Annotated in this window: 16 protein-coding genes; 8 read left to right on the top strand and 8 right to left on the bottom strand. The window is 67.5% G+C overall.

The features are described from left to right. Positions 1–92: 92 nt before the first annotated feature. From BLR95_RS01540 to BLR95_RS01555, 4 genes are all read right to left on the bottom strand, one after another. Positions 93–815 carry a F0F1 ATP synthase subunit A gene (locus BLR95_RS01540; RefSeq protein ID WP_092614298.1) on the bottom strand — a complete coding sequence of 241 codons (723 nt, stop codon included), beginning with the start codon at positions 813–815 and terminating at the stop codon, positions 93–95. Then, positions 808–1,242 carry an AtpZ/AtpI family protein gene (locus BLR95_RS01545; protein WP_092614300.1) on the bottom strand — a complete coding sequence of 145 codons (435 nt, stop codon included), beginning with the start codon at positions 1,240–1,242 and terminating at the stop codon, positions 808–810. Before BLR95_RS01545 ends, BLR95_RS01540 begins: the two co-directional genes overlap by 8 nt. 280 nt (positions 1,243–1,522) lie before the next feature. Continuing rightward, complete coding sequence (locus tag BLR95_RS01550; RefSeq protein ID WP_092614303.1) at positions 1,523–1,792, bottom strand: DUF1150 family protein; 270 nt, start codon at positions 1,790–1,792, stop codon at positions 1,523–1,525. Next, positions 1,789–2,262 (bottom strand): Hsp20 family protein, encoded by a 474-nt coding sequence (locus tag BLR95_RS01555; protein WP_092614306.1) that lies wholly within the window; start codon positions 2,260–2,262, stop codon positions 1,789–1,791. The genes BLR95_RS01550 and BLR95_RS01555 overlap by 4 nt, the downstream gene beginning before the upstream one ends. Positions 2,263–2,687: 425 nt before the next feature. Between BLR95_RS01555 and BLR95_RS01560 the strand changes: the two genes are divergently transcribed. From BLR95_RS01560 to BLR95_RS01575, 4 genes are all read left to right on the top strand, one after another. Continuing rightward, positions 2,688–3,692 (top strand): TRAP transporter substrate-binding protein, encoded by a 1,005-nt coding sequence (locus tag BLR95_RS01560; protein ID WP_281241280.1) that lies wholly within the window; start codon positions 2,688–2,690, stop codon positions 3,690–3,692. Between the two features lie 219 nt (positions 3,693–3,911). Further along, positions 3,912–4,493, top strand: coding sequence for a TRAP transporter small permease (locus BLR95_RS01565; RefSeq protein ID WP_176787515.1), 582 nt, complete (start codon positions 3,912–3,914; stop codon positions 4,491–4,493). Beyond that, positions 4,490–5,902 (top strand): TRAP transporter large permease, encoded by a 1,413-nt coding sequence (locus tag BLR95_RS01570; protein ID WP_092614308.1) that lies wholly within the window; start codon positions 4,490–4,492, stop codon positions 5,900–5,902. Before BLR95_RS01565 ends, BLR95_RS01570 begins: the two co-directional genes overlap by 4 nt. 13 nt (positions 5,903–5,915) lie before the next feature. Then, a complete protein-coding gene (locus tag BLR95_RS01575; RefSeq protein WP_092614311.1) occupies positions 5,916–7,295 on the top strand; it encodes an NAD(P)/FAD-dependent oxidoreductase in 1,380 nt (459 codons plus the stop codon). Between the two features lie 57 nt (positions 7,296–7,352). Here BLR95_RS01575 and BLR95_RS01580 read toward each other — a convergent pair whose 3' ends face one another. Together BLR95_RS01580 and BLR95_RS01585 are read right to left on the bottom strand one after the other, a co-directional pair. Beyond that, positions 7,353–7,970: a hypothetical protein gene (locus tag BLR95_RS01580; RefSeq protein ID WP_092614314.1), complete on the bottom strand. Its 618-nt coding sequence runs from the start codon at positions 7,968–7,970 to the stop codon at positions 7,353–7,355. 19 nt (positions 7,971–7,989) lie between these two features. After that, on the bottom strand, positions 7,990–9,807 hold the full coding sequence (locus BLR95_RS01585) for a PHA/PHB synthase family protein (RefSeq protein WP_092614317.1): 1,818 nt from the start codon (positions 9,805–9,807) through the stop codon (positions 7,990–7,992). 391 nt (positions 9,808–10,198) lie between these two features. On the opposite strand from BLR95_RS01585, the gene BLR95_RS01590 reads away from it, so the two are divergent. Together BLR95_RS01590 and lepA are read left to right on the top strand one after the other, a co-directional pair. Then, positions 10,199–11,200: an OmpA family protein gene (locus tag BLR95_RS01590; protein ID WP_092614320.1), complete on the top strand. Its 1,002-nt coding sequence runs from the start codon at positions 10,199–10,201 to the stop codon at positions 11,198–11,200. A 169-nt stretch (positions 11,201–11,369) separates the two neighbouring features. Further along, positions 11,370–13,178 carry a translation elongation factor 4 gene (gene lepA / locus BLR95_RS01595; RefSeq protein ID WP_092614323.1) on the top strand — a complete coding sequence of 603 codons (1,809 nt, stop codon included), beginning with the start codon at positions 11,370–11,372 and terminating at the stop codon, positions 13,176–13,178. 222 nt (positions 13,179–13,400) lie between these two features. Here lepA and BLR95_RS01600 read toward each other — a convergent pair whose 3' ends face one another. Both BLR95_RS01600 and BLR95_RS01605 read right to left on the bottom strand, forming a co-directional pair. After that, positions 13,401–13,934 (bottom strand): rhodanese-like domain-containing protein, encoded by a 534-nt coding sequence (locus tag BLR95_RS01600; protein ID WP_092614326.1) that lies wholly within the window; start codon positions 13,932–13,934, stop codon positions 13,401–13,403. 304 nt (positions 13,935–14,238) lie between these two features. Further along, a complete protein-coding gene (locus BLR95_RS01605; RefSeq protein WP_143130907.1) occupies positions 14,239–15,927 on the bottom strand; it encodes a CHASE2 domain-containing protein in 1,689 nt (562 codons plus the stop codon). Between the two features lie 193 nt (positions 15,928–16,120). Between BLR95_RS01605 and BLR95_RS01610 the strand changes: the two genes are divergently transcribed. Both BLR95_RS01610 and BLR95_RS01615 read left to right on the top strand, forming a co-directional pair. Beyond that, positions 16,121–16,531: a hypothetical protein gene (locus BLR95_RS01610; protein ID WP_092614329.1), complete on the top strand. Its 411-nt coding sequence runs from the start codon at positions 16,121–16,123 to the stop codon at positions 16,529–16,531. Positions 16,532–17,211: 680 nt separating this feature from the next. After that, entirely contained in the window at positions 17,212–18,909 is a 1,698-nt protein-coding gene (locus tag BLR95_RS01615) for a M48 family metalloprotease (RefSeq protein WP_092614332.1), read from the top strand. The last annotated feature ends 22 nt before the right edge of the window (positions 18,910–18,931 follow it).

Below are 18,931 nucleotides of genomic sequence, written 5' to 3' on the forward strand. Positions count from 1 at the left end.
CTTGATTTGGACGGTGGTCAGGTGGGGTTCTCTGTTGGGGGTGCCCGCGCCCACCCGGGTGCCGCCGGCCGCCGGGGCCGGGGCGGCCGGGATCAGTGCATGTGCAGGGCGTCGTGCAGGTAGATGCAGGTCAGGATGGTGAACACGTAGGCCTGGATCAGGGCGATCATGATTTCGAGCATGGTCACCCCGACGACCGCGGCGAAGGGCACGATGCCGAACACGCCGAGCGAGATGATGAACCCGGCCAGCACCTTCAGCATGATGTGGCCGACCGTCATGTTGGCGAACAGACGGACCGACAGGCTGAACGGACGCGACAGGTAGGAGATGATCTCGATCGGGATCAGCATCGGCGCGGTGAGCAGCGGCGCGCCCTCGGGGAAGAACATCCGGAAGTAGCCCATGCCGTGACGGGCAAAGCCGAGGATGGTCACGCCGACGAAAATCACCAGCGCCAGCGCGGCGGTGACCAGGATGTGACTGGTGAAGGTGAAGCTGTAAGGCAACAGGCCCAGCATGTTGCCCAGCGCCACGTACAGAAACAGGGTGAGCACGAACGGGAAGTACTTCATGCCGTCCTTGCCGGCATTGTCCCTGATCATGTTGGCGATGAACGAATAGAGCAGCTCGGCGATGCTTTGCAGGCGCCCGGGAATGACCGCCACCCGGCGGGTCGCCACCCAGAAGAAGGCGAACGACAACGCCACGGCCACCGTCATGAACAGCGCCGAGTTGGTGAAGGAAAGGTCGAGATCGCCGATATGGATCGGGATGATGGGGGTGATCTCGAACTGATGGATGGGATTAGCCACCGTTTGGTCCCTCTTCCTTCGCCTGCGCCTGGCCGGCGCCGGATCGCCCTGGCGTATCCTGGCGCTTGTGCTCCATGGCCCGTCCCAGACCGACACCGTCGTCCAGGCCCTGGGCCACCCGATAGACGTTCATTACCCCGGCCGCGCCCCCCAGAAGGAGGCCGATGACCAGCATCAGGGGGCGGGTTCCCAGGACATCGTCAAGCAGCCAGCCAAGCCCGGTGCCGACCGCCGTGGTCACCACCAACTCGACGCTGATGCGCATGCCCAGGCCGACCCCGGAACCGGCCCCGCCGGACTGGGCAGAGGTGGCGGAGGATTGCTCTTCCGCGCCGTGCCCCAGGTCCTTCAGACGCCGGTCGATGTCGGCCAGGTCGGGCTGTCCGCCGCCGGAGGAGTCCGGAGAGCCTCGGTCCTGGTTGCTCATGGCCCGATACCTCCCCCAGATGCCTCACCGGTCCGCGTCCGGCGGGCCAGCGCCATGGTGTCGCCGGGTCCGGACGGGGCCTGCGGAACAAGCCGCACCCACCCCCGACCCGCCGCCAGGGCGGCCGGGAAGCGCCGGCACCATAGGGCCGGCCCCACAGGCTGTCAAGGCTGCGCGCATGGCCCGGGGGTGGCGGGTCGGCGCCATCACAAAGCGCCTGAAGTCAAGGTGTTGGAAGGGGCCGCGCGGGCCGCGCGGGGCGGGCGGCCCCAAGGCGGGCTCAGTGCACGCTGATCGGCGTCAGGTTGTGTTGCAGGGCGGCCCCCATGGCCGCGTCGCGGGTCTGGGCGGCGCCCAGCGGCTGGCCGTCGGCGGCGTGGATCGACCACACCGTGCGCCCTTCCTGCTCGACCGGCTTGATGAAGGCGATGGTCTGGGTGCCCAGGGCGGCCAGCTCGGCGCCACTCAACCCGGCGCCACTCAACTCGGTACTGAACTCGGCGGCCGATGGCAAGCCGGTCTTGCGGGGCGTGGCCTTGGGTGCGGTCATGACGGGTCGCTCTTCCTGGTGCGGCTGGCGGGCGCCTCGACGGTGCGGCCGGCGGCCGGGGTGGGCGCCTTTTCGATGTGGATGCGCCGGACCACGGTTTCCGGCACCGGGCGGGCCAGATCGATGTGCAGAAGGCCGTTCTCGAGCCGCGCCCCCTTCACCTCGATGCCCTCGGCCAGCACGAAGCTGCGTTGGAACTGCCGGGCCGCGATGCCCCGGTGCAGGAAGATCCGGGTTTCGTCCTCTGGTACCGCGTGGCGGCCGCGCACGACCAGTTGGTTGTCTTCCACGGTGACCGCGAGATCAGCCTCGGTGAAGCCGGCCACGGCCAGGGTGATGCGCAGGTCGTGCTCGCCGGTCTGCTCGATGTTGTAGGGCGGGTAGCCCTCGGCCGAGGCCTTGGAAACCCGGTCGAGGACCCGTTCGAAATGGTCGAAGCCGAGCAGCAGCGGGCTGTTGAACATGGACATCGGCGTCGGGAGCCCCTTTCCTGTCTTGCTCTTGCCTGGAGCACCCAAGAGGTGCCCCTCCAGCATTCCTGGGGCAACTCTTGGGTGCCCCTTGCCTTTCGAAGATCGCGCGAGGCGCCGAAAGGGCGGCCGCAGGGCAGAATTTCGGTGCCGGGGGCGGGGACGTCAAGCGGTGGCGGCGGGGGCATCCCCCCTTGAAGCCGTGCCGCGCCGGACAGTCGCCCGATCACCCTTAGGGACCGCCTTGTGAAATCATCTGGAGAATCAGCTTGCGGTTTTATTGCGAAGCAGGCCGCTTTTGGCCTAAGCTGCCGGCCGGACCTTTTCGTTCCAAGAGGGCGCCCGGCGGCGATGGTTGCCGGGCGCTCCGTTCCGGGGCGCCACCATAAAGGCGCCCGGAGGCTCCATCGTCTAGGGAGGTACCCGTGATCCGCAAGCTTACCGCCGGTGCTCTGCTGAGCGCCCTGATGGTTGTTGCCCCGTTCCTGATCGCCGATCAGGCCCGGGCCGACGACCCCATCGTCATCAAGTTCAGCCACGTGGTGGCCGAGAACACCCCCAAGGGCCAGATGGCCAACAAGTTCCGTGATCTGGTCGCCGAGCGGCTGGACGGCAAGGTGGTTGTTGAAGTCTACCCCAACTCGCAGCTGTTCAACGACAACCAGGTGCTGGAGGCGATGCTGCTGGGCGATGTCCAGATGGCCGCCCCGTCGCTGTCCAAGTTCGGCCAGTACACCGAGAAGCTGCAGATTTTCGATTTGCCCTTCCTGTTCAAGGACATGGCCGCCGTCGAGCGCTTCCAGAACGGTCCCGCCGGGCAGAAGCTGCTGACCTCGATGGAAGACGTCGGACTGCTTGGCCTGGGCTACATCCACAACGGCATGAAGCAGCTGTCGGCCAGCAAGCCGCTGCTGGTGCCGGAAGACGCCAGGGGCCTGAAGTTCCGCATCCAGTCGTCCGACGTGCTGCAGGCGCAGTTCGAGGCGGTCGGCGCCCTGCCGGTGAAGAAGCCGTTCAGCGAGGTGTTCACCCTGCTGCAGACCAAGGCCATCGACGGGCAGGAAAACACCTGGTCGAACATCTACTCCAAGAAGTTCTTCGAGGTGCAGGAGCACATCACCGCCTCCAACCACGGCCTGATCGACTACCTGATCGTCACCTCGGACGAGTTCTGGAAGAGCATGCCCGACGATGTGCGCGCCGAGGTTGACAAGGCCCTGGCCGAGGCCATCGCCCACGGCAACAAGGTGGCCATGGACAAGGCAACCGGCGACCGCGCCAAGATCGCCGAGTCGGGCCGTTCGACCATCCACGAGCTGACCCCCGAGCAGCGCGCCCAGTGGGTCGAGGTCATGAAGCCGGTGTGGGCCAAGTTCGAGGACCAGATCGGCAAGGACCTGATCGACGCCGCGGTCGAGTCCAACATGTAAGACCTTATGGGTGACGGGCGGCTTCGGCCGCCCGTCCACCGTTTGGCCGCCGCCAACCTTCAAAAGCACCGCTCAGGAACCATCGTGAAGCCCGGCCGGTCGCGGCCGGGCTTCACGATGCCATAACCGGGGCCGTATGTCGGGGCCGCATTCGTGTCGCCGCGCCATTGTTTGTCCCTCTCGCGCCCCCTCCCTCTCGCGCCCAAGGAAGCCCGCCCCATGCTGCGCGCCATTGCCCAGGGCCTCGGCCGCCTGGAGGAGATCATCATCTGCCTGTTCCTGGTGGGGATGACCCTTCTCGTGTTCTTCGAGGTGATCGTCCGCCTGATGTACGCCGAGCTGATCGAGTTGTTCGGCGAGGGCAGCATCGACATCTTCTGGATCGAGGAGTTGACCCTGATGGGGGCTGCCTGGTTCGTGCTGTTCGGTGCCGCCTACGGCATCAAGGTGGGCGCGCACATCGGGGTGGACGCCTTCGTGCGCCTGCTGCCGTTGGCGGCCCGGCGGGTTGTGGGGCTGGTCGTGGTCGCCGCCGGGCTGGCCTACTGCGGCCTCTTCCTGGCCGGCGGCTGGGTCTATGAAAGCAAGATGTACAAGATCGGCATCGAGATGGAGGACCTGCCCATTCCGCGCTGGGTCACCTTCTCCATGCTGATGTTGGGCATGGTGATGATCGGCTGGCGGCTGGCCGAGATCGGCTGGCGCATCCTGACCGGCAAGGCGGGTGGCTTCGATCTGGCCGACGAGGCCCGCGAGGTGCTCGAGGATCGGGTCGAGATGAACCAGGAGGCCGCGCGATGACCACCGTCTTCCTGTTCATCCTGCTGTTCGTTCTGCTCGCCCTGGGGCTGCCCATCGCCATGGCGCTGGGTCTGTCCAGCGTGCTGACCATCCTTTTGTTCTCCAACGACAGTCTGGCCTCGGTGGCCTTGAAGCTGTTCGAGAACCTGTCCAGCCATTACACCCTGCTGGCCATTCCCTTTTTCATCCTCTCCTCGGCCTTCCTCTCCTCCGGCGGCGTGGCGCGCCGCCTGATCCGCTTTGCCATGAGTCTGGTCGGCCACGTCCGCGGCGGCATGGCCATGGCCAGCGTGCTGGCCTGCATGCTGTTCGCCGCCGTCTCCGGCTCCTCGCCGGCCACCGTGGCGGCCATCGGCAGCATCGTCATCGCCGGCATGGTGCGCCACGGCTATCCGGAGAAGTTCGCCGCCGGGGTGATCGCCAACGCCGGCACCCTGGGCATCCTGATCCCGCCGTCGATCGTCATGCTGGTCTACGCCGCGGCGACCGAGGAATCGGCGTCGCGCATGTTCATGGCCGGGTTCGTGCCGGGCATCATGATCGGCCTGACGCTGATGGTCGCCATCTACATCATGGCCCGGGTGCGTGGCCTGCCGCGCGCCGAGTTCCCCGGCTTCGGCCCCTTCCTGGCCGAGATGGCGGCGTCCACCCTGTCGGCCCTGGGCGGGCTGATGCTGATCATCATCGTGCTGGGGTCGATCTACGGCGGCATCGCCAGCCCCACCGAGGCGGCGGCCGTCTCGGCGGTCTATGCGTGGTTCATCGCCGTCTACGGCTATCGCGACATCGGGCCGCTGAAGAACACCCCGTGGCGGGCCGAGGGCGAGGGCACCGCCTCGGCCGTGCTGCGCAATCTGGTGATGCTGCCGGTCGGGCTGCTGCGCTCGGTGAGCCACCCGGAGGTCGGGCGCACGGTGCTGGACGCGGCCAAGGTCAGCATCATGCTGCTCTTCGTCATCGGCAACGCCATGCTGTTCGCCCACGTGTTGACCACCGAGCGCATCCCGCACGAGATCGCCGAGTTGATCACCGGCTGGGGGCTGCCGGCCTGGGGCTTCCTGATCGTCGTCAACATCCTGCTGTTGATCGCCGGCAACTTCATGGAGCCCTCGGCGATCATCCTGATCATGGCGCCGATCCTGTTCCCCATCGCCGTGCAGTTGGGGATCGACCCGATCCACTTCGGCATCATCATGGTGGTCAACATGGAGATCGGCATGATCACCCCGCCGGTGGGACTGAACCTGTTCGTCACGGCGGGGATAACCGGGCACAGCATCGGCTGGGCCATCAAGGCCGCCACCCCGTGGCTGCTGATCCTGCTGTGCGGTCTGGTGGTGATCACCTACGTGCCCGAGATATCGCTCTTCCTGCCCAACTACCTCGACCAGTTGCGGGGCTACAAGTAGGCGCGGCGCGGCGATGGCCGCCTCGCTGCTCCACCCGGAGCTGCGCGACCCGACCCGCCGGCCGCCCACCTGGTGGGCCGAGGACAGCCCACCGCCCCCGCCGGCGCCCCCGCTGGACGGCGCCACCAACTGTCGGGTGGCGGTGATCGGGGCCGGCTATACGGGTCTGTCGGCGGCGCTCGAGCTGGCCCGGGCCGGGGTCGAGGTGGTGGTGCTCGAGGCGGCCTGGCCGGGCTGGGGGGCGTCCGGGCGCAACAGCGGCATGTGCTGCCTGGGCGGCAGCTTCCGCTCACTGGATGCCCTGGCCCGTCGCCACGGCGCCGAGGAGACGCGCCGTTTCGTGCGCGTCCAGCAGGAGGCCATCGCCCTGGTCGGCGAGTTGGCCGAAACCCATGGCTTCGATCTGGCCCGCCAGGGCGCCGGCGAGTTGGCGGTGGCCCACCGGCCGGCCGCCCTGGCCGGACTGCGCGACCACCAGGAAGCCCTGGCCCGCTTCGGCGGCCCACCAACCGCCCTGTGGTCGGCCGAGGAGTTGGCCGAGCGCCATCACGCCAGCCCGGACAGCCATGGCGCCCTGTTCATGGCCGGCAGCTTCGGCCTCAACCCCTTGCGTCTGGCGGTTGGACTGGCGATAGCGGCGCGCGCCGCCGGGGCCCGTCTGCATGGCGGCAGCCCGGTGGTTTCCTGGCGGCGGGAAGCGGGGCGCCATATCCTGACCACCCCTGAGGGCGAGCTGCGGGCCGATCAGGTGGTGGTGGCGACCAACGCCTTCACCCCGGACGACCTGGGCCCGGCCGGACGCCGGCCGCCCTTCCGGGGCGCCTACCTGCCGGTGCTGACCCAGGTCATTGTCAGCCGGCCGCTGAGCCCGACCGAGCAGGCCGCCCACCGCTTCGTCGGCACGGAGCCGATCAGTGACACGCGCCGCCTGTTGACCGACGTGCGCCTGTTGCCGCCCGACGCCGCCGGTGGCCGCCGCCTGCTGATCGCCGGCCCCGGCGGCACCCGGGGCAGCGAGGCCGACATGGCCCACTGGCGCGACCGCATGGCCCGGCGGCTGGCCCTGAAGTTTCCGGCCTGGGCGGGGATCGGGATCAGCCACGCGTGGCGCGGCCCGTGGTGCATCACCAGTCGCCTGTCACCCACCGTCGGTTGCCTGCCCGACGATTCCAGCATCTGGTTTGCCATCGGCTTTCAGGGAGTCGGGGTGTCGCTGGGCACCTGGAGCGGCCGCGCCGTCGCCCGCGTCCTGAGCGGCCGGGCCGCCGGGCCCATGGCCGAGATCCCGGCCGTCATGGCGGCGATGCCGCGCCCCTTCCCGCTGGCCGCGCTGCGCGGCTGGGGGCAGCGGATGGCCCATGGCCTGCTGCGGGCCCGGGACGGGTTTGTGTGAAGGCCGCCTGGCGCCCGGCCGGGAGGGGGCGGCAACGGTCCGTGCGGTGCCGGTCGCTCAGCCGCCCAGCCAGCCGCCCAGCCGGCCCAGGGCCTGGGTCAGCCAGGGCTGCCCGTCGATCCAGTCGGGACGCAGGCTGGGGTGGCGGGCCCACAGGGCGGCGGTGAGGGCGGCCACCACCAGTCCGCACAGGGCGACGATCAGGGCGATCATCTTCAGGCTGTTGACGTAGGCCCGGCGCGTCAGCGCGATGAACCCGCCCTGATAGCCGGACGGCTGCAACAGCATGTCGGGCAGGTCGTCCAGGAAACGTTTCAACAGTTCCGCCGCCCCGCCCGGGTCCAGGTAATGGGCATGCTGCTCCGGTATCGGCCGGCGCGGCGCCCAGCCGGCCAGATGATCGCTGAAGGTTTCCCGGGTCAGCGCCTCGAAGGTGGGGCGGTCGGGATGGGGGGTGAACAGGTGCAGGGTCAGGCTCTGGCCGAACAGGGTCCGCGCCTCGACGTACAGGCCGGGCGGGCAGAAGTCCTCGCCCGCCGCCGCTCGCCGGGCCGCCTCGCCGCGCAGGGCGGCCCAGTCCAGTCCCTTGAACAGAGCCCCCACCCGGGAGGCCGGAAAACGCCCCAGGTCGCGGCTTTCGTAGTCGGCGCCCTGCAGGGTCAGGCGAAGCTTCATCGGCCGGCCCCGGCCGGTCCTACACCCGGATGCGCACGTAGCTGCCGGGGGCGTCCTCCAGCGGTGGGAAGTCCTTGCTGCCGGGCTGGCGGGCCTCGACCAGCGGCCCGGTGAACGAGGACACCCACTTCTGCCAGTCGGGCCACCAGCTGCCTTCGTTCTTGGTGGCGCCCTTCAGCCAGGCCGCCGGGTCCTTCGGCTTGCGGCTGTTCAGGAAGTAGCCGTACTTGGGCTTGTCCGGGTTGGGCGGGTTGATGATGCCGGCGATGTGCCCGGAGCCCGACAGCACGAAGCGGGTCGGCCCGCTGTACAGGTGCACCCCGCGGTAGGTGCTGCGCCAGGGGGCGATGTGGTCCTCCAGCGTTGAGATGAAGTAGGACGGCACCTTCACCTTGCCGAGGTCGATCGGCACCCCTTCCAGGGTGATGGCGCCGGGGTCCTTCAGCCGGTTCTTCTCATAGAACTCGTGCAGGTAGAAACTGTGCATGGCCGCCGGCATGCGCGTCGAATCGGAGTTCCAGTAGAGCAGGTCGAAGGGGAAGGGGTCCTTGCCCAACAGGTAGTTGTTGACGACGAACGACCAGATCAGGTCGTTGGCGCGCAGCATGTTGAAGGTGGTGGCCATCTCCGAGCCATCGAGATAGCCCACCTCGGCCATCTTGCGGTCGAGCATCTCCAGGGTCTGGCTGTCGATGAACACCCCCAGGTCGCCCGGCTCGACGAAATCGAGCATGGTCACGAAGTGGGTCGCCGAGGTGATGCGGTCATCGCCCTTGGCCGCCATGTAGGCCATGGTGGCGCCGAGCAGGGTGCCGCCCAGGCAGTAGCCGATGGCGTTCACCGTCGGCTGTCCGGTGACCTTCCGCACGATGTCCAGCGCGGTCAGCGGGCCTTCCTGCATGTAGTCCTCGAAGCGCTTGCCGGCCAGCTTCTCGTCGGGGTTGATCCAGCTGATCATGAACACCGTGTGGCCCTGATCCAGCAGCCAGCGGACCAGCGAGTTCTTGGGCCTGAGGTCCATGATGTAGAACTTGTTGATCCACGGCGGGATGACCAGCAGCGGGCGCTCGAACACCTTTTCGGTGCGCGGGCTGTACTGGATCAGCTCCATCAGCTCGTTGCGATAGATCACCTTGCCCTCGGTGGCGGCGACGTTGACCCCCACCTCGAAGGCGGTGTCGTCGGTCATCTGGATGCGCAACTGGCCCTTGCCGCGTTCCAGGTCCTCGAGCAGGTGCTCCAGGCCCTTGACCAGGTTCTCGCCGCCGCTTTCCAGGGTCTCGCGCAGCACTTCGGGGTTGGTGGCGACGAAATTGGTCGGCGCCAGGGCATCGACGAACTGGCGGGTGTAGAAGTCCACCTTGGCGGCGGTCTTGGGGTCGAGCCCCTCCACGTCGTTGACCACATGGCGCATCCAGCGCGCCGTCAGCAGGTAGGACTGCTTGATGTAGTCGAAGACCTGGTTCTCGCTCCACGCCTCGTCCTTGAAGCGGCGGTCGCCCTTCTCCGGCTGGGCCAGGGGCGCGACGTCGTCCTCGCCCATCATGCGCCGGGCGGCGGTCTGCCACAGGGTCATGTAGTCCTGCCACAGGCCGAGTTGGGCCTCCATCAGCTTGGTCGGGCTGGCCATCATCTGGGTGGTCATGTCAAGGAAGGCCGAGCCGATGGCCAGCGGATCGGACATGCCAACCTGTGGGTCGGCCGCCTGACGGGCCAGAAAGTCGCTGACCAGCCGCTGGCTGCGGGCGGCGATGTCCTGCATGTGCTGGGCCCACCGGGTCGCGTCGACGGTGGGCGGGGCGGCGGCGTCCTTGGAATCCGCTGGGTCCTTGGCCATCGGGTGGGGTCCCTTTGCAACAGTGGGGAGAAAACCGGCAGAGGCGGCGCGACTCGGCGGAAACAACCGCTTCCTTCGCGTCCCGGAGTGAGGTACCTTCGATACGGAACGAATCCAGCGCCTTCCTGGGCTTAACGGTATGCTTGTTGAGATGCCGCGTGAAGTCGCCGCCCGGGTCTTTGGTCGGATGGTAACAGATCGCGGGGCAGGGCGCCAAATCGCTGATCGGTGACGGCGCCGCCGGAAGGCTCCGCGGTGCACAACGCCACCGGGCCGGGAAAGCCGCTTGGCCGAGAACTTGGCCGAGAATTTGGTGTTGAGACGTTTGGTTGTAGGATTGGTTGTCAAATTGGTTGTGAAATTGGTTGTGAAAACTGGGGATCGCGAGACCATGCCAGCCACCGAGCACACCGCCACCGCTCCGGGCCGCCGCCCTGTCCGCGCGACGGGCAGGCTGATCGGGGGCGCGCCGCTGATCGTCGCCGCGCTGCTGCTTGGGCTGGGTGGCCTTGCCGGCTGCTCGTGGTTCGAGGACGACCCGGTGGAGCCGACCACGGCCGGCCAGTCCGCCGCCGCCGCGTCCGAGGCCGCCGCCAACCAGGCCGCCGCCGAGGCCGAGCAGGAGGCGTTGGCCGAGGGGCTGGTGCCCGACACCGCCAACCGGCAGTACGACACCGAAAGCGGCCGCCGACAGGTGAGCACCATGCGCGCCCTGTCCGAGCAGCCGGAAAACGCCCAGGTGGCCGAAACCCCGCCGCCGCCGGCCAGCCCGTCCCCCCAGCCGAGCCCGGCCGGCGCGGTGGAGCGGGCCGGCAGCCCGCCGCCGCCGCCGGGGCAGGCCGATGGCAGCTTCCGCCCCGCCGACTACCCGCCCGGTCCCGGGGCCGAGGACCCCTTCGCCTCCGGCGGCACGGTGGTCATCAGCTCCGACGGCGTGTCCAGCCTGAACAGCGGCGACCAGCTCGCCTCGCTGCCCTCGGTCGACGAGACCGGCGGCCCCTATCCGCTGAGCGCCTTCAATCCGGCCATGGCGGTGTCCTCCGATCTGGTCGCCACCATCTATTTCAACAACGGCTCGGCCCGCCTGTCGTCCGAGGCCTATCGGGTGATCGATCAGGTGGTCGACCTGCAGCGCCAGTACGGCGGCACCCTGCGCGTGGTCGGCCACGCCTCCAGCCGCACCCAGGACATGGATCTGGTGCGCCATCGGCTGATCAACCTGGAAACCTCGCTGCAACGGGCCGACGCGGTGACCCGCGCCCTGCTCGCCGCCGGCTTCCCGGCCGACAGCCTGTATGCCGGGGCGGTGGGCGATACCGAACCGCTGTATCTCGAGGTCATGCCGGCCGGCGAGGCGGGCAACCGCCGGGCCGAAATCTGGCTCGACCGCTGAGACCGGGCTTCCCGGGTTTCCGCCCGGGACGCCTTTCACCCCACACTTCGGTGCCCTGGCCCGGTGGCGGTTTGACCCGCCCCCGGGCCTGCCCTAATGTGCGCTTCCCGCTGCCCCCCTTTCCGGCCCAGTCCGGGGCGGCCCCCGTCTCCAACAACCCGGCTCCTCCATGACCACAGACCTTTCGCGCATCCGCAACTTCTCCATCATCGCCCACATCGATCACGGCAAGTCGACCCTGGCCGACCGCCTGATCCAGACCTGCGGCGGCCTGGAAGAGCGCGAGATGAAGGAGCAGGTGCTCGATTCCATGGAGCTGGAGCGCGAGCGCGGCATCACCATCAAGGCCCAGACGGTGCGTCTGGCCTACACCGCCAAGGATGGTGAGACCTATCAGCTCAACCTGATGGACACCCCGGGCCACGTCGACTTCTCCTACGAGGTCAGCCGCTCCCTGGCCGCCTGCGAGGGGGCGCTGCTGGTGGTCGACGCCAGCCAGGGGGTGGAGGCGCAGACCCTGGCCAACGTCTATCTGGCGCTGGACAACGACCTGGAGATCGTCCCGGTGCTCAACAAGGTGGACCTGCCGGCCGCCGAGCCCGACCGCATCCGCCAGCAGATCGAGGACGTGATCGGCCTGGACGCCTCCGAGGCGCTGGAGATTTCCGCCAAGACCGGGCTCGGCATCGGCGATGTGCTGGAAGCCCTGGTCCAGCGCCTGCCCGCCCCGGCCGGCGACCGCGAGGCGCCCCCCAAGGCCCTGCTGGTCGATTCCTGGTACGACCCCTACCTGGGGGTGATCGTGCTGGTGCGGGTCGTCGAGGGGCGCCTGAAGAAGGGCATGCGCATGCGCATGATGCGCACCGGGGCGGTCCATCCGATCGACAAGGTGGGCTTCTTCAGCCCCAAGATGGTCGAGGTGGAGGCCCTGGAAGCCGGCGAGATGGGCTTCGTCATGGCCGGCATCAAGTCGGTCGCCGACACCCAGGTGGGCGACACCCTGACCGACGACCGCCGCCCCGCCGCCGAGCCCCTGCCGGGCTTCAAGCCGTCCATCCCGGTGGTCTGGTGCGGGCTGTTCCCGGTCGACACCTCGGATTTCGAGGCCTTGCGCGAAAGCCTCGCCAAGCTGCGCCTGAACGACGCCAGCTTCGACTTCCAGATGGAAAGCTCCGCCGCGCTGGGTTTCGGCTTCCGCTGCGGCTTCCTCGGCCTTTTGCACATGGAGATCATCCAGGAACGCCTGGAGCGCGAGTTCGGCCTGGACCTGATCACCACCGCGCCCAGCGTGGTCTACAAGCTGTTCATGGTCGACGGGCAGATGATCGAACTGCACAACCCGGCCGACATGCCCGACCCGACCCGCATCGACCGCATCGAGGAACCCTGGGTCAAGGCCACCATCATGGTGCCCGACGAGTACCTGGGCCCGGTGCTCGCCCTGTGCACCGAGCGGCGCGGCATCCAGAAGGACCTGACCTACGTCGGCGGGCGGGCGATGGCGGTCTACGAGTTGCCGCTGAACGAGATCGTCTTCGACTTCTACGACCGCCTGAAGTCGATCAGCCGGGGCTACGCCAGCTTCGACTACGAAATGACCGGCTACATCGAAAGCGATCTGGTCAAGGTCTCCATCCTGGTCAACGCCGAGCCGGTCGACGCCCTGGCCTTCATCGCCCACCGCACCCAATCGGAACTGCGCGGCCGACAGATTTGCGAACGGCTGAAGGACCTGATCCCCAGGCACATGTTCAAGGTGCCCATCCAGGCCGCCATCGGCGGCCGCATCATCGCCCGCGAAACCATCGCCGCCCTGCGCAAGGACGTCACCGCCAAATGCTACGGCGGCGACATCACCCGCAAACGCAAGCTTCTGGAGAAACAGAAAGAGGGCAAGAAGCGGATGCGCCAGTTCGGCAAGGTGGAAATCCCCCAGTCCGCCTTCATCAACGCCCTGCGCATGGGCGACGACAAGTAGGCCCGCTCTCGGCGGCCGATGCCAAGGGGGCGCCGCCCCCTTGGAACCCCCGCCGGGGAAGCCGGGCTTCCCCGGACCCCTCCACGAAGAAAAAACCACCCGGAGGGGGCAGCCCCTCCGGGTGGTTTTTACGTCATGGCGAGGGTCCGGGGGACACCCTGTGTCCCCCGGCGGGGTTCCAAAGGGGCAGCGCCCCTTTGGTATTGACCGCCGACCGCGCCCCTACCACTCGGCTCGGGTCGCCGGGACCAACTGACGCCCGGAAGCCTCCCATCCGTTGACTCCGCCGCGGTACCAGTAAGTGTTCACGTAGCCCAGACGCGAGGCGCGCATGGCCGCGTTGTAGGACAGCCAGCAGCGCGGGCCCAGGCAGAAAAAGACAGTGTCCCGGAACTTGTCGCCGTTGGTCAGCTCGGCCAACTTCGCGTCCAGGCGGGCGTCGCTGGTGCCTTCCCACCCCGCCCCCTTGAGCCAGACTGCCCCGGGAATGGTGTTGTGGCCGTCGCCGCCAAGCACATCGATCAGCAGGGGCGGGGTCTCTTCCTCCAGGGCAGCGGCCAGTTTTTCGGTCGAGATGACCGTCGCGCCGGGGACGGAGGTGGGGGTGGGGGCATGGAAATCGGCGTCCCGGTACTCGGTGGTGACGGGAATCCCCCAGTCATGGTCCTCGCTGACCCGGGCGGTGTCGGTCGTCTGACAGGCTGCCATCAGGGCGCACAAGGCCAGGGAGAGGGCGAATCGGCGAAAAACCGGCATGTGTTTCTCCGTGTCTGGCGGGGAGGAACGCCCCGGCTCTGGACGGTGGCACTAGAGCCGAGAGCGAAAAATCGGAACCACTTGGTGGTTAACGATTTTTCGCTCAAATCGGCTCTACATCTAAGATCGAGAGCAGATCGTGCGAAATCTGAAGCGCTCCGCGATTCACATTTCGCACGATCTGCTCTAGGCTTTTTTTCGGGTTCCTGGCGTGGTCTGGTGGGTCTGCGCGCTTTGCGAGCGGGCAGTTTTGGCCTAGCCGCCCCGGGAGTCAACCCCCGGGGGGCGCCGGCGGGCAGGGCGCTCAGGTCGCGCCGTCGGTGTCGCCCTGGCCGGACATACGGCTGATCATGAAGCCGAAGGTGGCGTAGGCGATGGAGGCCACGCCCAGCCAGTTGTTGGGCTCGTAGCGCGACAGCGAGACATAGATGATCTCGGCGCCCAGGATCAGGCAGAAGATCACGGCACCGACCACAAGCAGCTTGGCGGCGATCCACGCCAGGCCGACCCCGGCCTGGATCAGCAGGTGGGGCTGTTCGGCAAGCTCGGACCATGCGGGCAGGCTGGCGCTGGCCGGGGCGTGCTGCGGGCGGCTGCGTCGGCGCTTGATCCAGCGGGCCGTGATCGCCGCTCCCAGCAGGGCGACGAACAGCAAGCCGATCTCGAACGCCGAGCCCATGTCGGCGTTCATGAAGACGGTGGGGGGCTGGCGCAGGTAGTCGGGGCCGTAGACCAGCAGGTTGTCCAGGGCCTGGGCATGCCAGACCACCCCGGGCACCCGGCCATGCACCGGCGAGGGCATGGTGTCGTTGATGCCGACCAGATCCATGCCCAGCATCACCACCCGTCCGCACAGGCGCTTCTCCAGGAAATCGCTGCCGATGCCGTCGCCCAGGGCGTCGCAGTTCTGGGGGCCGACTCCGAAGGCGGGTGGGGTGATCCTGTGATACTGGGATAACAACTCGAGAACACTGAGGGAATCCTGATAGAAGCAGTTGCTTTCCGGGGGTCTCACCAGACGGTCTCCGGCGGCGCCGAAAAGGGCGGCCAGGAAATAGCGTCCGGCCCGCTCGGCCGGAGAGCTTTCGAAGCTCTGACAATACGGAGTGCCTTGGCGGTCCCGGTAGGCGAGGTTGCCGGGGCCGGTGGCGTCGGACCAGCCCAGCGCCATGGGGGTGCCGAACCGTGCCACCAGCGGGGTGTCCGGGGGCCCGAGGCCGTGCGGGCAGGTCTCGGGGTGATCCCGGCACAGGTCCAGATAGAGCATCAGGGCCGGGGAGACCAACAGGTTGTCGCCGTCTTCGCTGGCGCAGTCGCGTTGGGCGAGCAGGGGGTAGAAGCCGGTGAAGGCGTCGTCCCGGATAATGAACGGCCGCTCCTCGGCCAGTGCCCCGAAAACGCCCAGTTCGGCCACTCCGCCATGCTCGCAGGCCGGCTGCCTGGAGAGCGGCACCCCAACCGCCTCGGGGTCAGGATAGTAGACCGGCACATAGGGCAGGGGAACGGGTTCGCCCCGCGCCGTCGCCTCCCGCCGTGCCATGTTGTGTCCCAGCAGGCGAGCCAGACTGCCCCCGTCTTCGGCCCGCGAGCCGCCCTCGGAGATGATCAGGTCCACGAACACCGCTTTCGGGCGGTAGGACAGAGTGACCGACAGGATGTCCCTGTAGTTGTCGTAGGTCAGCGGGTAGGAAACCCCGACGATCCCCTGCTTCCTGCTTTCCTCGCCGAGCGTGGGATCGACGGAGGGCTCGTCGATCAGCACCACGGTGACGGTGCCCTGTCCGTCGGTGGGGTGGAACGGCGAGAGAATCTTGTTCAGGGACTCCACACTGCGTTCCTGGGTCGCGCCGGACAGGCCAAGCGGGTCGAACACATTGATCAGGATCGCCGAGAGCAGGGCGAACAGAACCTTGCCGAGCTGTAGGCCCTTGAGATGGTGCAGCGCGGCGCGGCCCACCCGGAACTCCTCACGAAAAACCAGACTGCTCTTCACTCTCTCCCCCTTGGGTCGTTCTTTCCCCTGGCCTACAGGCTAAGCGCGCCGCGCGCCCTCGGCAAGCGCCGGCGATGCACGTCGCCCCTCGGGGTTGTCGTTGGATTTTCCGTTGCCCGCCCGGGACAGGTAAAGGTAGAGTGCGCGCCGGCTGCCTTTGGGCGAAATGACACGCTTTGCGAAGGGGAGAGGCATGGCAGAGGGTTCCCTGGTGATTCGCCGGCTTGCCGCCGGGCTGGTGGCGGTGGCGCTGGGCGGGTGTCTGGCCCTGCCCCTGAGGGCGGAAGAGGTGACCATCCGTGCGTTTCGCGCCGACCCCACCACCGGGCTGGTCGACATCTTTTCCGATCAGGGCACGTGGCAGCGCGAGGTGCCGGTCAGCCAGTTGCCGGCCCCTCCCATTGCCGTCGTGGGGGCCAGTGACAACGGGATCCTTCTGCAGGCCGAAGGGGTGGGATGGGTCAAGAGAACGCAGGTCCTCACCTCTGACATGGCCGAGGCCAGGGCGCCGGGTGAATTGGTCGGGTGTGCCAGCACCGGTGAACATCAATCGGCCGCGGTCGGCCGGGGGCTTGGCAACTCGGCCCGGCCCCACTGTGACTAGACTTGGTGTAACGGAACGGCCCGGGGTGTTGCCTGGCAGGCTGCGGGATTCCAGGTGGTGGGGACGGTGACAGACAGCGCCGGTTTTGCCGCAGGCAGGGCCTCGACGAGGGCTTTTCCAATGCCCGGCCGGACAGGCAGGGCGTCAAGGTCCCGGCCCCGGCGGAATCACAGGCGGTGCTGAAGGGGGAAGGCATGGCAGAGGGGGCCCACCTGATCCATCGGCTTGCCGCCGCAGTCACGGCGGTGGTGGTGGGCGGGTGTCTGGCCCTGCCCCTGCGGGCGGAAGAGGTGACCATCCGCGCGTTTCGGGCCGACCCCGCCATCGGGCTGGTCGATGTCTATTCTGATCGGAGCGAATTTCTGCGCGAGGTGTCGCTCAGCCAGTTGCCGTCTCTCCCCATTGTCGTCTTGGGGGGTGGCGCCAAAGGGGGCCCTTCTGGAAGCCCAGGGGGTGGGTTGGGTCAAGAGGACCCAGGTGGAAACCGGAGAAGAAGTCATTAATTCAAGCCCGGTTGGGTGTCAAAATCAAACAAAAATTCGAGCTGGATCAGCAATTGCCGAAAATTCAGACGGTGATATTGACGCTCAGGTGCGAAGTTTGGCCGCCAGGGGACTGGGCGAGGAGCCTTGCAAGTAGCCACCGACAACAGGTGAACGTTGGAAAGAGGGGGGTTTGGCGTGCGGCGTTTGGCGTTCCTGATGGTTCTCGGGCTGGCCCTGGTCGGCCTTGGCGGGTGCAAGACAACCCAGGCTCTGCTTGGCAAGTCCGAGCCCCAACACGCTTACCAGGAGTTCCAGGAGCAGCCGCTGATCGGGCAGGCCCAGGAAGTCCGGATCAAACCCCTTGAGCCCAACTTCTACACCGACTTCCTGGACGACGTCCGCTACACCGAGGGGGGCCAGCAGGTCGGTCTGAACGTGCGCGCCTGGGCCCAGTCCCGGGCCGCCGAACAGCGGGCCCTGGCGCTGGGCGCCGTCACCCCGCTGGAGTTGACCAAACGCACCGCCCGCAACAAGAACTTCGTTCCCCTGGAGGGCCCCGGGGCGCGGGCCATCACCGACTACGTGCAGACGGTGATTAACCGCCTGCTCGCCCAATGGCCCCACCAACCGCTTGATCCACCGGTGACCGCGATCATCATCGACAATCCGAGCTACATGGCCGCGATGAACCGGTTCAACGTGTTGCAGATCTCCATCGGGTTGCTGGTCAACGTGGAGACGGAAGACGAGCTGGCCGCCGTCATTGCCCACGAACTGACCCACAGCCTGCTCAACCACCACGATGCCATCGCCCGCCAGCTTTACCGCAGCAAGCAGACCGCGGTGGGGGCGACCTTTCTGGCTTCCCTTCTGGCCGGCGACGGCAACAACAAGAATGCCGCCCTCGCCGTGCTCATGCTCGAGCGCATGCAGCGCCATCACGCCGAAGAGGTCGGCTTCTTCGAGTGGCAGCGCGAGCACGAAATCCAGGCCGACCTGATGGCCCTCGATCTGACCAAGCGGGCCGGCTACGACTGGGGCAAGGTGGCGGTCTATCTTGAGCGCCTCCAATCCCAGGAAGAGGCTGCCGAGGCCGCCCAGGCCAAGAAGGGCGAGGCCGGAGAGAGCGAGCCCTCCCTGGGCACCGCCATCAAGGGGATGATCAATGGGCTCGATACCGGCCTTGCCACCCTGATCAACGGCGGCGAGGCACCCGAGGAACCGGCTCCGCTGCCCTACAAGACGACCGAGGGCAAGCACGAGCATCCAAGCGCCGAGGAACGCCTGTTCAATCTGGCGGGATACGAGCGGACCCACTATCGCAAGGATGTCTTCATGGACAAGCCGTCGGTGGACAGGCTGCACAAGGTGGTCTGGCGGGGGGCTGGTTTCGAGGTGATCAAGCGCAGCGTCTTCCTGAACGAGGCCGAGGAAGCCCTGGAGGCCAACGACCACGATCTGGCGGCGGAAAAGGCCCTGGCCGTGCTCGAAGGGGCCAACGACCCGGACCCGCGGGCCCGGATCATTCTTTTCCACGCCCGCAAGGGCCAGGGCAATATCGCCACGGCATTGAAGAATCTTGAGATTGCCCGGGCGGGCTCGGGGGCCACCAAGCGCGTGTTCACGCTGCTGTTGGGGGAGTACATCCGCTTGCAGCGTTGGGACGAGGCTTTCGATGTTCTCAAGCACGGCCAGAACAAGGTGGCCATGCATCCCGAGCACGAATACTTCGCCCTGGCCATCAGCCTGACCGTCAAGGCCGGCGATCAGCGGCGGGCCACCTCCCTGTTGCAGGCCTGCGCCCGGAAGGGGGTAGCCTATCAGACCTACTGCCAAAGCGCCTACATGCGGGCCATGGAGGTGACGTCGACGGCGAGCGCCGCGAACTACTGAAGGGGCGGTAGGGGGCGGCGAG

The sequence above is a fragment of the Roseospirillum parvum genome, assembly GCF_900100455.1.
In the GTDB taxonomy this organism is placed as follows: domain Bacteria; phylum Pseudomonadota; class Alphaproteobacteria; order Rhodospirillales; family Rhodospirillaceae; genus Roseospirillum; species Roseospirillum parvum.

Bases quoted from the DNA above. Each gene is read 5' to 3' on its own strand.
- BLR95_RS01545 (WP_092614300.1), bottom strand. From the start codon at position 1,242: ATGAGCAACCAGGACCGAGGCTCTCCGGACTCCTCCGGCGGCGGACAG.
- BLR95_RS01550 (WP_092614303.1), bottom strand. From the start codon at position 1,792: ATGACCGCACCCAAGGCCACGCCCCGCAAGACCGGCTTGCCATCGGCC.
- BLR95_RS01555 (WP_092614306.1), bottom strand. From the start codon at position 2,262: ATGTCCATGTTCAACAGCCCGCTGCTGCTCGGCTTCGACCATTTCGAA.
- BLR95_RS01565 (WP_176787515.1), top strand. From the start codon at position 3,912: ATGCTGCGCGCCATTGCCCAGGGCCTCGGCCGCCTGGAGGAGATCATC.
- BLR95_RS01570 (WP_092614308.1), top strand. From the start codon at position 4,490: ATGACCACCGTCTTCCTGTTCATCCTGCTGTTCGTTCTGCTCGCCCTG.
- BLR95_RS01575 (WP_092614311.1), top strand. From the start codon at position 5,916: ATGGCCGCCTCGCTGCTCCACCCGGAGCTGCGCGACCCGACCCGCCGG.
- BLR95_RS01580 (WP_092614314.1), bottom strand. From the start codon at position 7,970: ATGAAGCTTCGCCTGACCCTGCAGGGCGCCGACTACGAAAGCCGCGAC.
- BLR95_RS01585 (WP_092614317.1), bottom strand. From the start codon at position 9,807: ATGGCCAAGGACCCAGCGGATTCCAAGGACGCCGCCGCCCCGCCCACC.
- BLR95_RS01590 (WP_092614320.1), top strand. From the start codon at position 10,199: ATGCCAGCCACCGAGCACACCGCCACCGCTCCGGGCCGCCGCCCTGTC.
- lepA (WP_092614323.1), top strand. From the start codon at position 11,370: ATGACCACAGACCTTTCGCGCATCCGCAACTTCTCCATCATCGCCCAC.
- BLR95_RS01600 (WP_092614326.1), bottom strand. From the start codon at position 13,934: ATGCCGGTTTTTCGCCGATTCGCCCTCTCCCTGGCCTTGTGCGCCCTG.
- BLR95_RS01610 (WP_092614329.1), top strand. From the start codon at position 16,121: ATGGCAGAGGGTTCCCTGGTGATTCGCCGGCTTGCCGCCGGGCTGGTG.